The following is a 15,468-nucleotide window of genomic DNA, read 5'->3' as shown; positions in this document are numbered from 1 at the left end:
CTCAATGCTCCATCAATTTTCAAGAACAGAACTGGCTATCGGACCTGAAGGTCTGAACGCCCTGAAAAATAGTACAGTAGCTGTGCTCGGCATCGGCGGCGTGGGCGGTATTGCAGTGGAAGCTCTTGCCCGCAGTGGTGTTGGCCGTATCATTCTGATTGATAAAGACGTGGTAGACATCACCAACATCAATCGTCAGATTCATGCTTTGACCACGACCGTTGGTCAGAAAAAAGCAGACCTGATGGTGGAACGGGTGAAGCTCATCAATCCAGAGTGCGACGCGATTGCACTGAATATGTTTTACACGGAAGAAACGTATGAGGAATTGTTCAAGTATGAGCTGGATTATGTGTTGGATGCTTCCGACACGATCATTTACAAAATCCACCTTATCAAGGAATGCCTGAAACGTAAGATTCCGGTCATTTCCAGCATGGGTGCGGCAAACAAAATGGACCCGACGAAATTCCAGGTTGCGGACATTTCGAAAACGACCATGGACCCGATTGCTCGTGTTGTCCGTACGACACTTCGCAAAGACGGTATTAAAAAAGGTGTGAAAGTGGTCTTTTCAACCGAAAAGCCGCTCAAACCACGCGAAGATGTAACACAGAAAATCGTTCCTGAGAATGCGCCGGAAATTCGCAAGGCCAAACAGCCACCAGCGAGTAACGCCTTTGTTCCTCCGGTAGCCGGACTGATCATGGTCAGTGTGGTCGTCAAGGAACTGATCGAAATTGTAGAGAATAAACAGCAGTAATCTGTTGTGAAGGAAAAGCGTAGGTGCCGACAAGGTACCTGCGCTTTTTTTGCATGCGCAAAACCTTAACAAATGTCAGGGTTACGTGATGTACTTCAATCCCAAAAGCGTGTATGATATGTGGTGCTGTGCGAAATGATGGTAACTGATAACTACATTTGTTCGGCTTACATAGAGAGAGGGGAACGGAACGAATGAAACAAGGATGGATGACCAGACGACTTGGCTTGGAGCCAGGAGACCAGTGGAAGAAGGAAATTGTGGCGGGGGCCATTTCCTATTTTGCCGTGGTATATATCGTAATGGTCAATGCAACAATTCTGGCCGATGCCGGAATGCCGCTACAGGCGGCAATGGTGGGTACACTGCTGACGTCCATCGCAGGTTGTTTGCTGATGGCATTTGGGGGTAAGTCGCCGATTATCGTTGTACCTGGCATGGGTATCAATGCATTTTTCACCTACACACTCGTACATTCGATGAAATTGAGCTGGCAGGAAGCCTTGGCGGTTGTATCTGTCACCGGTGTGCTGTTTGCGGTCGTAGCCTTTACATCGTTATATAAAATAATTAGTGAGGCCATTCCGAAAAACCTGCAGCATGGCATTACGGTGGGGATTGGCCTGTTCCTGACGTTTATCGGTTTGCAAAAAAGCGGAATCGTCATCGCACACCAGACCACATTTGTGGCGATCGGACATTTTAATGATCCTGGAGTGATCACTGCCTGTGTTACTCTTGTGATCGCCTTGATTTTATTTATACGCAATGTACAAGGCGGGCTTCTGATAAGTATTTTGGCGGGAACTGGACTAGCTTATGTGCTTGGCGCTGTAAAACCAGGTGATCCGGTGTCTGCCACAGAAGCACTGCATCAATATGGTGGTTTGTTTGCCCAGCTTTCCTTCGCAAATCTGTTGGATCTATCGTTCTGGATTGCAGTATTTCTGTTGTTGCTGATCGTTGTATTTGAGAACATCGGACTGATTACAGCCCAAACCCATCTTATTGGTCGCCCCCAGAGGTTTAAAGGCAGTTTGCGGGCGCTGTCGATCTCCAATATTTTTGCTGGAATTTTTGGCAGTAGTCCTACTGTAGCTGCGGCGGAGACAACAGCGGGCATAGCAGCAGGTGGGCGGACGGGCTTGACTCCACTGGTTACCGCAGTGCTGTTTGGTGCAACGTTCTTCTTTATTCCGCTGTTGGGTTATATTCCGGACAGTGCTATTGCACCGATTTTGATCATTATTGGCGGCTTGATGGTACAAAGTGTGAAGGATATGGATTTCAGTGATTTCACGGAAGCTTTTCCGGCTTTTCTGATCATGGTCATGATTCCATTTACGTATAGCATCGTGGACGGTATGGCATTTGGATTCATTGCGTATCCGGTGGCGAAGCTGGCGGCGGGTCAGGGCAAACAGGTGCCTAAAGTCATGTATGGCATTGCCATCCTGTTTTTGGCCAATTTCGTGCTGCATGGGATATTGTAAAAGACAGGAAACGTAATGTAGTTCGTACGTATGATCTCTGGTGAACAAGGAGAGAACGGGGGAACGGAAATGGAAGAGCAACAACAGGCAGGTCAAGCTGAATCGAAAATAGGAAAAAAGGGATTCAAGGATTTTGTGAAGCTGATTGCTGCCACAAATCCACCGAAGCTTATTCTGATCATAGCGTTGATCCTGACACTTATTCAGACGACAGCCGGACTGATTGTTCCGCTGATGACCAAAGGCCTGATTGATGGGCTCACGATGTCTGCGCTGAACAAGTCCGTTATTTTCCTGCTGCTGGGGGCATTTGTTATTCAGGCCATCGCTTCAGGCATCAGCATTTATATGTTGAACTATGCAGGTCAACGGGTGGTTGCGACATTGCGAACGAAGCTGTGGAACAAGGTGTTATCCTTGCCGATGCCATATTTCGACCGGAATCGTACGGGTGATACGATGAGTCGAATCACGAATGATACAAGTCAGATTATGACGCTAATTGCGGATTATCTCGTTTCTTTTGTATCCAATATCGTTGCGGTTGTGGGCGGGGTAGCGTTGCTTTTCTATCTGGACTGGGTCATGTCACTCATTATTCTGAGTCTGGTGCCGCTAACGCTACTCATCCTGCTGCCTGTTGGTCGTAAAATGTACAAAATCTCCAAAAAGCAGCAGGACGAAATGGCAGGTCTTACTTCGGTGCTCAGCCAAGTCATTGGCGAGATTCGTTTGGTGAAAGCTTATGGTACGGAGAAACAGGAGGCGGAAGCAGGCGATTCCCGTATTGGGAAGATGTTTGCTTTTGGACTCCAGGAAGCGCGGATTTTGGCGTTGATTGGTCCACTCTTTACGTTTGTCATGACGGCTGTACTGGTTGTTATTCTGGGTGTTGGCGGCATGCGGGTAGCTTCTGGCTTGCTGTCTCCGGGTGAACTGGTCGCCTTCATTCTGTTGTTGTTCCAAGTGATTATGCCGATGGGGCAATTTACGACACTGTACTCACGTCTGCAAAAGGTTGTCGGTGCGACAGAACGCATTCAGGCCATTCTGGCACATGAAGAAGAACCTCGTCATAGCACAGCAATAGCTCCTAAGGGCAATGAGACAATTACATTTAACAACCTGCACTTCTCTTATGTAACAGGGGAAGAGGTACTGCATGGAATTAATCTGACCGTTCCGGCCCGTAAAGTGACGGCCATTGTTGGGCCAAGCGGCAGTGGGAAATCAACGCTGTTCTCCCTGTTGGAACAGTTCTATCTTCCGGGGTCGGGCAGTATATCGTATGGTGGACAAGCTATAACGGATTATTCATTAGCCTCCTGGCGAAGCAAGATTGGATATGTATCACAGGAGAGCCCTCTGATGGCAGGCACAATTAAGGAAAACATGACATACGGGCTGGGCCGTGAGGCGAGTATGGACGAAATTAGACAGGCGGCAGAAATGGCTTATTCCTCCGCTTTTATTGATAAACTGCCTCAGGGCTACGATACAGAAGTGGGAGAACGCGGAATCAAGCTCTCCGGTGGTCAACGTCAACGGATCGCTATTGCTCGTGCACTGCTGCGCAGCCCGGATATTCTGATGCTGGATGAAGCGACGTCCAGTCTGGACAGCACCTCGGAACATGAGGTACAGCAAGCCTTGTCCAATCTGATGGAAGGACGAACGACGGTTGTTATTGCACATCGATTGTCCACCGTTGTCGATTCTGATCAGATTGTTGTTCTGGAACAGGGACATGTTACGGGAACCGGAACACATGCGGAGCTAATTAGCAACCATTCGGTATACCGTGAACTGGCACAGAAACAGTTTGTGGCACAGGATGGGAAGCCGGATTCTGAGCCGGCATGATTTAAATAATGACCGTTGTTCTTTTGTTCTTTCCAGAACAGGAACAGCGGTTTCTTTCATTTTGCTATCCAGGCTACTGTAGCTTTTTATACATCAATATGATATAGTGGGTATCCTTTTGTGTCGTCAGCGATTGACTATGCAGAGCAAAACATATTCTTAGGAGGTAACTGAAACATGTCAGACAGCTTTCAAAGTGCCTATCAAGAAGAAGAGTACAGGTTAGAGCGAACGATGAAGGAAGTGGACAGTCAGCTGGAACGGCTGCAGAATATCCCGGTATACACCGGCCACGACTTCACAGAGCAAGTGCTGGAGGCCGGACGTGAAGAGCGCCGCACCGCCTTGTCCAAGAGCGCGCAGCAACCCTATTTCGGACGCTTGGATTTCGAAGAACAGGGCAGTGGTGCACGGAAACCGCTGTATATTGGCAAAATCGGCGTAGACCGCGAAGAGGTGGGAGAGCATCCGCTCGTCATCGATTGGCGTGCTCCTGTCGCAAGCCTGTTTTACTCATTTACCGGAGGGGAAGCCTCCGCAACGTATGAAGCCCCAGAGGGACTTATTGAGGGCCTGGTTTATCTGAAACGAAACGTTGTTATTCGGCAGCGTATATTGGAACGTGTAGCGGATACGTACAATCGGGACAGTGACCAGCCAGCTGTATCGGATGAATTCCTTGTGTATCGATTGGGAGAGAACAAGGACAACAAGCTCCGTGATATCGTATCCACCATTCAGGCGGAGCAGGATCAGATCATTCGTGCGGCGAGAAACACCGCATTGATCATTCAGGGTGTGGCCGGTTCGGGTAAAACAACTGTCGCACTGCATCGGCTTGCCTTTTTGCTATATCAATACAAGGAACAGGTATCAGCGGAGAAAATGGTTATTTTCGCACCCAACCACATGTTCCTGGATTACATATCCGATGTACTCCCGGAGCTCGGTGTAGGGGACATCCAACAGCGTACATTCCCGGATTGGGCGATGAACCTGCTGGGGCTGGACCTGCCTTTGGCAGACACGTCGGAGACTTTGAACACTTGGTTTGAAACGCCGGATGCACGTCCTGAACTCAATGATGATGTGCCTGGGCGTTATAAAGGCTCGATCCGCTTCATGGAACTGATTGGGGAGTGGCTATCCGGGATGGAAGAGGAATCCGTACCTGATATGGACTTCAGCCCATGGGATGGTGCAGTGCTCAGCAAAGCCGAGATTGAGAACTGGTTCGGGGATGAGTACAAACATTATCCGCTGGCGAAACGCAAAGAGCGAGTTATGGCGCGTATTCACCGCTGGATTGAGATGGAACTCAAGAAACCTTCCCCGGAAGCTGTTCGCAAAGAGCGTAAGAAGAAAGCGGCAACCCGTGAGAAGGCCTACGCCAAAAAATGGCCTCAATATGAACCGCTTACGCTGTACAAACAGCTGTTTAAGGTTGTTAAAGGCGGTTCGGTACCTGCCTCGCTCAGCGGGCTTATTCCCAAATTGGTGATGAAGCAAACGGCTGCAGATCTGAAGCAGGATATCATCCGTGAAGAGGATTTGCCTGCATTGGTGTACATTCATACCTTGGTTCATGATATTGAAGGCTCCGAGCGATTCGATCATGTCGTCATTGATGAAGCGCAGGACTTTTCTCCTTTTCATGTGGCGCTATTGGATCAGTTTGTCAAAGGGCATTCTTTCACCATACTGGGGGATCTGTCCCAAGGCATTCATGAGTACCGTGGTGTTCACGCGTGGGAAGAGATGAGTTCGCTGTTTCCCGAGGAACAGAATGCATACTTTGCATTGACCCGGAGTTATCGCTCGACAATGGAAATTATCGATTATGCCAATACGATTCTGGAGCGGGGCGTCAAAAGCGGTATTACGGCAATTCCTGTATTCCGGAGTGGTGATCCTGTACGGACATTGTCCTATGGGGTAGAAGGGCGCACAGCAAGCCTCGAACAGGCTCTGAAGCTCTTGACGGTCAAAGACTATCGCACAGTCTCTATTCTGACCCGTACCCTGCGTGAGGCAAAGGAGCTTCACCATGAACTCCAGGCCGCAGGCTGGGATCTGAACTTGATTGACGGCGGCAAAAAACAGTACACAGGCGGTCATTCCGTTTTACCTGTCTATTTGTCGAAAGGGTTGGAGTTTGATGCAGTTATCGTAGCGGATAGCGATGAGAAACACTATTTGCCCAATGCGGGTGATGCGAAGCTGTTGTACGTTGGCTGTACACGGGCATTGCACGAACTGTGGTTATTCCACGACGGCCCATTGCCAGACTATGCTGCTGCAACCCACAATCTGGAAGGCGAGTCTGTTGCCATTCAGGGTTGGCCTGACAGCGAGGCAGAGTGAAACCTTGTTGTTGAACATAGCATTAATATAGAAAGAGCATGGCGCTGTTAAAGCACCATGCTCTTTTTTGTACTTTTCAGATGAGTATTATTATCGAGTGGCTCACCTAAAGTTTCGCTGTTATTCTTCTGCTAGTTAACTTGCAGGTGTACGTTGGGTCAAACCCGGTTTATCCAAAGCTGAGTTATGACTGACGGGACGTCGGTTAACCAGGAAAATCCCCAGACAGATCATTACCCCACCTGCACCCACAATCCAGCCGACATGCTCTTCCAACAAGACGAAGCTCGACAGCAGTCCAAACAGCGGTGCCAGAAAAAGAAAGGAACTGGTTTTGGCCGGATCTGTGTTTTGCAGCAAATAAAACCAGAGGGTGAACTGAATGATGGAACAGAAAATGGTCAGCCATACCAGGACAACGATGGATGTTGTATTTACGATAAAATGAGGCTGCTCTGTAAACACACTCAGTAGAAGCAGTACTGCGCCTCCAGCGAGCATTTGATAAGCGGTAAGTACGAATGTATCATGAGCAGCTCCCCAGCGTTTAATGAGCAACGTAGATACAGCAAAAGAGACAGCGCCGCCAAAGCCAATCCACGTTCCAGGACTCATACTCAGATGGAATCCAAAGGTTAACGCCACTCCGACAAATCCGAGAACCACACCGGTCCACTGGCTAAAACGATAGGACACACCATATAGAGCAGCACTCAGGATGATGACAAGCAAAGGATTCGTAAACGTGATAATGGCGGATTCTCCCGAACTAATCCAGTTCATGCTGTAGTAGGCACATCCCATTACTCCCGCCGACTGGAACAGACCGATTACGGCGATTTGCATCCACTGTTTCCACCCCACAGGCATGGGACGTTTTCTGATGATCCACGCTAGTAATGCTCCTGCCAATATATAGCGAAGTCCCATTAACAAAAAGGGAGGAGCATACATCATACCGATTTTTCCTACGGGAAACGAGGTTCCCATGATGAGAGTTGTAACAAGGATCAGGAGCGTATATTTTAAAGGCTTCATCAGGATTCCTCCACTTCGCTTCCCATGCTCATAATCATAACGTCTGACCGCTATCTACTGTAATCAGTTGCCCGGTCATGGAGGGTTGCTCTAGCGCGGCGCATATCATATGTGCAATGTCTTCGCTTGCCGCTATTCGCTGCAACAATAATTCACCACCCAGACGATGCATTTGTTCTTCCTTTCCTGCCCACCATCGGGTTGCGACTGCACCCGGAATGATAGCGTTAACCCGAATATCGGGGGATAGCGAGTGTGCCAAAGACTTCGTCAAACCGTGTACTGCTGCTTTGGAAACTGCGTAAGGAAGGGAGGACCCAGATCCTGTGCTGCCAGCTATGCTGCCTAGGTTAACGATTGCGCCTTGACCTGCCTGCTGCATTCCTTTCGCTACAGCTCGTGCGCAGTAAAACATGCCTTTAACATTAACGTCATATAGTTCATTCCATATATCATCCGTTACGGATTCCAGATCCTTCATTGGGATATGATGCGTAATGCTGGCGTTATTTACGAGTGCGGTCACAGGGCCAACTTTATTAATGATAAAGGCTACCATTTGACGAACCTCGACATCTGAACCCACATTAGCCTGAACTGCAAAAGCTTGACCTCCCGCATTCAGAATATGTTGTACAGTCTCTTCGGCCTCATCCTGGGAACGGGAGTAATTGACGGCAACGGTTGCTCCACGATTAGCGAGCAGTATACTGGTATCTCGGCCTATACCCGTACCACCTCCGGTTACCAAAACTACAGTGTTCGTCCAGTTCATCATTATTAACACTCCTTAAGTGAACTCAGCGAGTAGTAAGTTGCTGTGTTCTGATTACCCCGATTGTAGCTCGAAGCAGCTATACTGTATAATGATTGTTAATGGATTAGATATCATTTTAAATGATGTCAGAATGGATATCGTTTTATTGGGGGAGGTTTACTGTGGAAAGTGGGGATTTAAGGATATTTCAATGTGTCGCACAAGAAGGGAATCTAACCCGAGCTGCGGAGCGCCTCGGTTACGTGCAGTCCAATGTCACAGCAAGGATACGACATCTGGAATCCGAAGTAGGGACACTACTGTTTATCCGTCATAATCGGGGGATGACGTTATCTCCAGCAGGTGAGATGCTGCTGACGTATGCGGATAAAATTGTATGCCTGCTCGATGAGGCTGGTAAAGCGTTGAGCTCTACAATTGAACCTTCTGGACCACTACGCATAGGCTCCACGCAGACTGCCGCAGCAGTACGTTTACCTGAGCTTTTTGCGAAATATTATAAACAGCATCCGGCTGTCTCCTTATCTTTGAATACAGGTAACTCTCAAGTGCTTATGGATCAGGTTATTGGGTATGAATTGGAAGGGGCGTTTATCGGTTGTTCATGTGATCACCCTGATATTGCTTCTACTCCCGTATTCGATGAAGAACTATTCGTTGTCTCCTCTGGTATGGGACCAGAAGATGAAGAACTCACCAGTAAACCGATTCTGGTCTACAGCATGGGATGTTCGTATCGTCAGATTTTGGAGGAATGGTTATCGGCTAGCGGTGTAACCCGTCCGGTCATTATGGAATTTGGAACCCTTGAAGCGATTATTAGCGGGGTTACATCCGGTATGGGAATTTCACTGTTACCCGAAATCGTCATTCGGCATCAGATCGAAAATGGATCACTGCGCAAGCACACACTCCCGGCAGGCATGAATCGGATGATGACTCATTTTATTACGCGCAAGGATGCTTTTGTCAGCAGTGCGCTTGGCGCATTTATGGGTATGCTGCCGCGGGAGTATGATATGATAGAGAATAGCGATTAATCAGAATTTAATAAGGAACAAGTAAAGGCAATCCGTTAAGGAAGTGATGAGCAATGGATTTATTTTCGTTTCAGCAAGATTCAGAACCTCAAGCAAGACTGCTCGCTGACCGCATGCGGCCAGAGCGTCTTGATGAATATATTGGGCAAGAACACATTATTGGACCGGGGAAATTGCTTCGGCGCGCTATCGAAGCGGATCAGATCTCGTCTATCTTGCTTTATGGTCCTCCGGGATGTGGCAAGACGACACTGGCACATATTATTTCCCAGCATACCCAAGGACAGTTTGTCCGTCTGAATGCGGTGGATGCTTCTGTCAAAGATGTACGTGAAGTCATCGAGCAGGCGCAAACGAACAAGCAGTTGTACGGAACAAAAACCATTTTGTTCCTCGACGAAGTACACCGCTTTAATAGTTCACGTCAGGATGCACTGCTGCCTGCAGTAGAGAAGGGCACGATCATTTTTATCGGCGCAACGACAGAGAATCCCTTTCATTATGTGAATGGGGCCTTGATGAGCCGTTCCACGCTGTTTCAGCTGGAGTCTTTGAACAAAGAGCATTCCCTGATTGCGATGCGCCGGGCACTGACGGATGTGGATAAAGGTTTGGGATTCATGGATCTGCAGGCAGACGAGGAGGCATTGGAACATATTGCGACGATGGCAAATGGCGATATTCGGCGTGCGCTGAACGCCTTGGAGCTTGCTGCACTGACTACACCGCCAGAGAAGGACGGCTCGATTCACATTACGCTTGATGTAGCTGAAGAATCTATTCGTCGTCCGATTGTGAAGGCAGATGAATCGACACAATATGATGTATTGTCGGCATTTCATAAAAGTATCCGGGGTTCCAGTGATGCAGCACTGTTCTGGTTTTTGTATGCGGTAGAGAAGCTGGGCATGGACCCGATGACGTTTATACGTCGTCTGATTGCAGCGAGCAGTGAAGATATTGGACTTGCGAATCCGCAAGCGATGACCCAGGCCATTGGGGCGCTGGATGCTTATCGCAATAATGGCTGGCCTGAAGCCAAGCTGAACATTGCCCAAGCAATCCTGTTTGCTGTTGAAAGTCCGAAGTCCAATGCGGTGTACACTGCGATCTCGAAAGCGATGAATGCCATTGATGAGGTGAAATCGGCTGAAGTCCCTCTTCATCTGAGGGATACCCATTATTCCGGTGCAGTGAAGCTGGGACATGAAGGCTACCAATACCCGCACAATTATCCGGGCCATTATGTGAAGCAGGAATATTTACCGAAACAGCTCTCACGCCGTATTTTCTATGAAGCAACGGAACAAGGCAATGAATCGAAGATTCGTCTAAACCAGCAGCGGCGCAGAGAGCTGTAAGATCCATGACCCGGGAGATGCTTGTACGATGAAAGAAATATTCTATATTGGAATCGGTGGGATTTTGGGTACATTATGCCGATATGGGATACAGTTATGGATGCCAGCAGCCAATGAGGGCTTCCCTTGGGCAGTGCTGCTGATCAATGCCATCGGGAGCCTGTTTTTGGGTTGGTTCTTCACCATAGCTGTTCCAGGTAAAATAACGCCTCAACTTCGTCTTGCAATTGGTACGGGATTTACTGGGGCATTCACCACATTCTCCACCTTTACTCTCGATATGGTCCGTTTATCCGAGGGAGGAATGTGGGGTAAGGCTGTTATATACCTCGTTGTGAGTGTATTTGCAGGATTATTGCTGTGTGCATTGGGGATTAAAGTTGGACAGCGAATGCTGGGTAAACCGACGCAGGATGGTGTTGCACCATGATCATCTGGATTGGTCTTGCAGGAATGTTGGGTGCAGTGCTCCGCTACAGTTTGGGTAGATGGATATCCGGTTCGCTCCGAACGGCCTTCCCATGGGGGACATGGGTCATTAATATCAGTGGTTCTCTGTTACTTGGATTGCTCTATGGCTGGCATCAGTCAGCTTCAATCCCTGACGAAGTCTGGGTGATAGGGGGGACTGGATTTTGCGGAGCGTATACCACATTCTCTACATTTGGATATGAGACCCTCGGTCTGATGGGGCAGGAACGTTACTTAAGAGCAGTTTTATACGTCATCAGTTCGGTACTGCTGGGGGTTGCGGCTTCTTTTGCAGGAGTGTGGCTGGCTGCATAAGTGAAAATAATTATTTTTTTTGCAGGAAAAAGAAGGAAAAAAGCCATCCGTCATGGTATACATGAAAGATGGCTTTTGTTATAGGAATACAGGGTATTGTGCAAAATCCATATGGGGAAGGATTCATTTCTGTTATTGAATCTATTGCAGCGCCGGTACAGGCACTTTTTGAACCTGATCGATCGTTCCGCCGCCGAGACACACTTCTCCATCATAAAACACAACGGCTTGACCTGGCGTGATCGCTTTTTGCTGTTGGTCAAACTGTACATCCACGCTGCCATCTTCCTGCCATGTCAGGGTTACACCCTGATCCGGCTGACGATAGCGGAATTTGGCTGTACAACGGAATGGTACGTTAGGCATGTGTGCTGCACCTGCGATCCAGTTTACACCTGTTGCAGTCAGACCGGTTGAATACAGGCTTGCATGTGCATCGCCTTGAACGACAAGCAGTTGATTTTTCTCCAAATCCTTGTCTGCCACGAACCAGGGTTCACCATTACCGGAACCGCCAATGCCGAGACCTTGACGTTGTCCAAGCGTATAGTACATCAGACCATCATGACGGCCCTTCACTTCTCCGGTTGCAATATCAACCATGTCTCCACCTTTGGCAGGAAGATAGTTGCTCAGAAACTCTTTGAAGTTGCGCTCGCCGATGAAGCAGACACCTGTGCTATCTTTTTTCTTCGCGGTGTACAGGCCAGCTGCTTCTGCAATCTTGCGCACTTCCGGTTTTGGAAGATGACCAATCGGGAACATGGCTTTGGACAGCTGGTTCTGATTCAGTGCATTGAGGAAGTACGTTTGGTCTTTGTTACTGTCCACACCGCGCAGCAGTTTGAACGTTCCATCTTCTTCAATGAGGCGAGCATAGTGGCCTGTAGCCACATAATCAGCGCCGAGATCCAGTGCTTTGTTCAGGAATTCGCCGAATTTGATCTCACGATTACACATGACATCAGGATTCGGAGTCCGACCCGACTTATATTCATCAAGGAAATAGGAAAATACTTTATCAAAGTACTCTTTCTCGAAGTTGACAGTGTAGTAAGGAATGCCGATCTGTTCGCAAACCCGGCGTACGTCCTCTGAATCTTCTTCAGCAGTACAGTGGCCGAACTCGTCCGTGTCATCCCAGTTTTTCATGAAAATGCCGATGACATCGTAACCCTGCTCCTTCAGCAGCAGTGCGGTGACGGAAGAATCGACACCTCCGGACATGCCAACGACGACCCGTGTATTTTCAATTGTTTTGGACATCGTTATCACCATTTCTCTATATAAATGTGTTTCGTTTCTTATTCTAGCATAACCGGACTCAAGTTACGATACACCCGGCCAACTTTGGATAGTGTCCACCACAGGCGCACATTTTGGAATTTCGTCAATCTTTTTTTTCCATAAAGCATGCAGATATGTTAACATTAGCTGAGGGTTATGATCGGAATACGGAGGATTAGAGGGACTAGGTCTGTATTTTTCATATCCCGCTGTGGCGGATCCTAGAAAGACGGTCTTGGACCACATCCTGTTATTTTATGTTTTACAACTTGTTTTTTCGAAAATTGAAAGAGGTGACTCCTTTGAAAATATCGACAAAGGGCCGTTATGGGCTCACAATCATGATGGAGCTGGCAGCCAGAACAGGCGAAGGCCCTACATCTTTGAAAAGTATTGCCGAGCGCAACCAGCTCTCGGAGCATTATCTGGAGCAATTGATCGCTCCCCTGCGTAATGCAGGACTGGTCAAGAGTATCCGTGGCGCCTACGGCGGTTACATTCTGGCAGGCGATCCTGCTACCGTAACGGCAGGGGATGTTATTCGTGTACTGGAAGGTCCAATCTCTCCAGTGGATTTCACGGAGGAAGATGATCCGGCGAAGCGCGATTTGTGGTTGCGCATCCGTGATGGCATTGCAGAAGTATTGGATTCAACAACGCTGAAGGATCTGATTACATTCCAGGATCAGGAGCAAAAAGACAGCTACATGTTCTATATCTAATATAGTTGATGATGAGCATCACAGACGACACACTAAAGCCCCCATATTTGGGGGCTTTAGCCGTGCAACAAGCTTCTTTAATGGTTTGAAAATATGGAAGTCCAACATATAACGGGGTGAAATCAATGAAAAGAATATATTTGGATCACGCCGCATCGACACCTATGCACCCACAAGTCGCGGAAGCGATGATGAAAGTTATGACAGGGCAATATGGCAATGCATCAAGTATCCATGCCTTTGGGCGTGAAGCCAAACGGACCGTCAGTGGAGCAAGGGATGTCATTGCGGCGTCTTTGGGTTGTTTCCCAGATGAACTCGTATTTACCGGAGGCGGCACGGAAAGTGACAATCTGGCGATATTTGGCGCAGTTTCAGCGAGAAATGAACGGGGACGGCACATCATTACAACGGCCATTGAGCATCATGCGGTACTGCATACTTGTCAGGAGCTGGAGCGACAAGGCTATGACGTGACCTATTTGCCTGTAGATGAGTACGGGAGAATACGTCTGGAAGAGCTGAAAGATGCCATCCGGCCAGATACAGTGCTGATCACCATGATGTATGCCAATAATGAAGTGGGTACGATTCAGCCTATCCGCGAAATTGGTGAACTAGCTCGTCAACATGATATTTTGTTCCATACCGATGCAGTTCAGGCTCTTGGCACCCAGGAAATTTCCTGCAAGGAACTGCCTGTGGATCTGATCAGCTTCTCTGCTCATAAAATTAATGGCCCTCAAGGCGTGGGTGCACTATACGTACGACGCGGAATTGTACTGGAAGCGAGATCTCATGGTGGCCTTCAGGAACGGCAACGACGGGCGGGTACCGAGAATATAGCGGGTATCGCTGGTTTTGCGGAGGCGTTGAAAATATCAGGAGAACAAGCGGATGCGCGCCGTGAACATGATTTGGCATTGCGATCAGTACTTCTGGAACAACTGGAGCAGCATGTAGGGGCGGAGCATTTTCATGTCAACGGACATCCGGAATTTACGCTGCCCAATATCCTGAACATCAGCTTTCCGGAAGTTTCCACAGAGACGATGCTCATGAATCTGGATATGGAAGGCATCGCAGTTGCGAGCGGTTCGGCATGTACTTCCGGTTCCCTCGAAGTATCCCATGTACTCAAAGCGATGAAGCTGCCGGAGACATTTTTGCATTCCGCGATTCGTTTTAGCTGGGGGTTGGGTAATACTACGGAAGAAATCATGATAACCGCCGAAAAAATTGGAACCATTCTTGGGCGACTGCGTAATAGAGCCTAAGGGGCTCTTTGCACATGGAACAGAAGGAGGGAAGAAGTTCCATTTCATCGGTTGGATAGAAGCGGTTTTGATGATCGGCGTCTGATTGCCACTCATCAACTTTGGGCATACCTAGCAATAGCGCCGCGACTATTTAATGATAAGAAGATGAGGGGGACCCTGCGATGAAGCTTCAGGAAATGATCGGACTTGCCGTTTTTGACGTTGAGGATGGGAAGCAGGTCGGTAAAATCCAGGATTTCATTGTGAATGACGATTGGAAAATTGAAGGCATTGAACTTGAAAACAAAGGCCTGTTTACCAGTCATGTCAAAATCGTGCAGTGGCAAGATATCGTTGCCTACGGCGAAGATGCCGTCATGATCCGTAATCAACAGGCTGTCCGCAAAACGGGAGCCGACGACATAAAACACACGTACCTCCTCGGCCAGTCTAAATTGAAGGAGATGTCCGTGCTCACCGAAGAAGGTTTGCTGCTTGGACGTGTCTCTGATGTTTATTTTGACCAGGAGTTGGGAAATACAATAATAGGGATTGAAATTACGGACGGTTTTGTGTCCGATTTGATTGAGGGCCGCAAATGGCTGCCATGTACAAGCGATATGTCTATTGGGGAAAGTGCCATTATGGTGCCGCCGCTGAGTGAACAGCGCTTGGAAAATGCCATTCATTCTGTTAATGGATAGGTGAATGAAT

General features: G+C 48.2%; 14 protein-coding genes. 11 read left to right on the top strand and 3 right to left on the bottom strand.

Annotated features, from left to right (window positions below):
• The first annotated feature begins 4 nt into the window (after positions 1-4).
• From AC4PM4_RS14820 to AC4PM4_RS14805, 4 genes are all read left to right on the top strand, one after another.
• Complete coding sequence (locus AC4PM4_RS14820; RefSeq protein WP_063567717.1) at positions 5-763, top strand: tRNA threonylcarbamoyladenosine dehydratase; 759 nt, start codon at positions 5-7, stop codon at positions 761-763.
• A 194-nt stretch (positions 764-957) separates the two neighbouring features.
• Positions 958-2,256, top strand: a complete 1,299-nt coding sequence (locus tag AC4PM4_RS14815) for an NCS2 family permease (protein ID WP_063567718.1) — start codon at positions 958-960, stop codon at positions 2,254-2,256.
• A 69-nt stretch (positions 2,257-2,325) separates the two neighbouring features.
• Positions 2,326-4,119 carry an ABC transporter ATP-binding protein gene (locus tag AC4PM4_RS14810; protein WP_491613941.1) on the top strand — a complete coding sequence of 598 codons (1,794 nt, stop codon included), beginning with the start codon at positions 2,326-2,328 and terminating at the stop codon, positions 4,117-4,119.
• A 177-nt stretch (positions 4,120-4,296) separates the two neighbouring features.
• Positions 4,297-6,483: a HelD family protein gene (locus AC4PM4_RS14805; RefSeq protein WP_491613940.1), complete on the top strand. Its 2,187-nt coding sequence runs from the start codon at positions 4,297-4,299 to the stop codon at positions 6,481-6,483.
• 135 nt (positions 6,484-6,618) lie between these two features.
• Here the strand turns inward: AC4PM4_RS14805 and AC4PM4_RS14800 are convergent, their stop codons facing one another.
• Together AC4PM4_RS14800 and AC4PM4_RS14795 are read right to left on the bottom strand one after the other, a co-directional pair.
• A complete protein-coding gene (locus AC4PM4_RS14800; protein ID WP_491613939.1) occupies positions 6,619-7,521 on the bottom strand; it encodes a DMT family transporter in 903 nt (300 codons plus the stop codon).
• 34 nt (positions 7,522-7,555) lie between these two features.
• Complete coding sequence (locus AC4PM4_RS14795; protein ID WP_400346409.1) at positions 7,556-8,296, bottom strand: SDR family NAD(P)-dependent oxidoreductase; 741 nt, start codon at positions 8,294-8,296, stop codon at positions 7,556-7,558.
• A gap of 164 nt (positions 8,297-8,460) precedes the next feature.
• Between AC4PM4_RS14795 and AC4PM4_RS14790 the strand changes: the two genes are divergently transcribed.
• Genes AC4PM4_RS14790 through crcB (AC4PM4_RS14775) form a run of 4 tightly spaced genes read left to right on the top strand, consistent with a single transcriptional unit; the run spans position 8,461 to position 11,486 of the window.
• A complete protein-coding gene (locus AC4PM4_RS14790) occupies positions 8,461-9,339 on the top strand; it encodes a LysR family transcriptional regulator (protein ID WP_491613938.1) in 879 nt (292 codons plus the stop codon).
• Between the two features lie 53 nt (positions 9,340-9,392).
• A complete protein-coding gene (locus tag AC4PM4_RS14785; RefSeq protein WP_072734760.1) occupies positions 9,393-10,700 on the top strand; it encodes a replication-associated recombination protein A in 1,308 nt (435 codons plus the stop codon).
• A 28-nt stretch (positions 10,701-10,728) separates the two neighbouring features.
• Positions 10,729-11,130, top strand: coding sequence for a fluoride efflux transporter CrcB (gene crcB, locus AC4PM4_RS14780; protein ID WP_491613937.1), 402 nt, complete (start codon positions 10,729-10,731; stop codon positions 11,128-11,130).
• Positions 11,127-11,486 carry a fluoride efflux transporter CrcB gene (gene crcB / locus AC4PM4_RS14775; protein WP_491613936.1) on the top strand — a complete coding sequence of 120 codons (360 nt, stop codon included), beginning with the start codon at positions 11,127-11,129 and terminating at the stop codon, positions 11,484-11,486. The genes crcB (AC4PM4_RS14780) and crcB (AC4PM4_RS14775) overlap by 4 nt, the downstream gene beginning before the upstream one ends.
• Before the next feature lie 141 nt (positions 11,487-11,627).
• On the opposite strand, the gene mnmA is transcribed toward crcB (AC4PM4_RS14775), so the two are convergent.
• Positions 11,628-12,752, bottom strand: coding sequence for a tRNA 2-thiouridine(34) synthase MnmA (mnmA, locus tag AC4PM4_RS14770; protein ID WP_063566845.1), 1,125 nt, complete (start codon positions 12,750-12,752; stop codon positions 11,628-11,630).
• A gap of 323 nt (positions 12,753-13,075) precedes the next feature.
• Here mnmA and cymR point away from each other — a divergent pair, with 323 nt between their 5' ends.
• The 3 genes from cymR (at position 13,076) to AC4PM4_RS14755 (ending at position 15,458) form a co-directional block, all read left to right on the top strand.
• Positions 13,076-13,495: a cysteine metabolism transcriptional regulator CymR gene (cymR, locus tag AC4PM4_RS14765; RefSeq protein ID WP_063566846.1), complete on the top strand. Its 420-nt coding sequence runs from the start codon at positions 13,076-13,078 to the stop codon at positions 13,493-13,495.
• 125 nt (positions 13,496-13,620) lie between these two features.
• Positions 13,621-14,772, top strand: a complete 1,152-nt coding sequence (locus AC4PM4_RS14760) for a cysteine desulfurase family protein (protein ID WP_491613935.1) — start codon at positions 13,621-13,623, stop codon at positions 14,770-14,772.
• A 164-nt stretch (positions 14,773-14,936) separates the two neighbouring features.
• On the top strand, positions 14,937-15,458 hold the full coding sequence (locus tag AC4PM4_RS14755; RefSeq protein WP_024633069.1) for a PRC-barrel domain-containing protein: 522 nt from the start codon (positions 14,937-14,939) through the stop codon (positions 15,456-15,458).
• Positions 15,459-15,468 lie beyond the last annotated feature (10 nt).

It is taken from the genome of Paenibacillus sp. MDV22-iso6 (genome assembly GCF_058408365.1).
The sequence above is the reverse complement of the archived record's forward strand: the minus strand, read 5'-3'. Positions and strand labels throughout refer to the sequence as shown.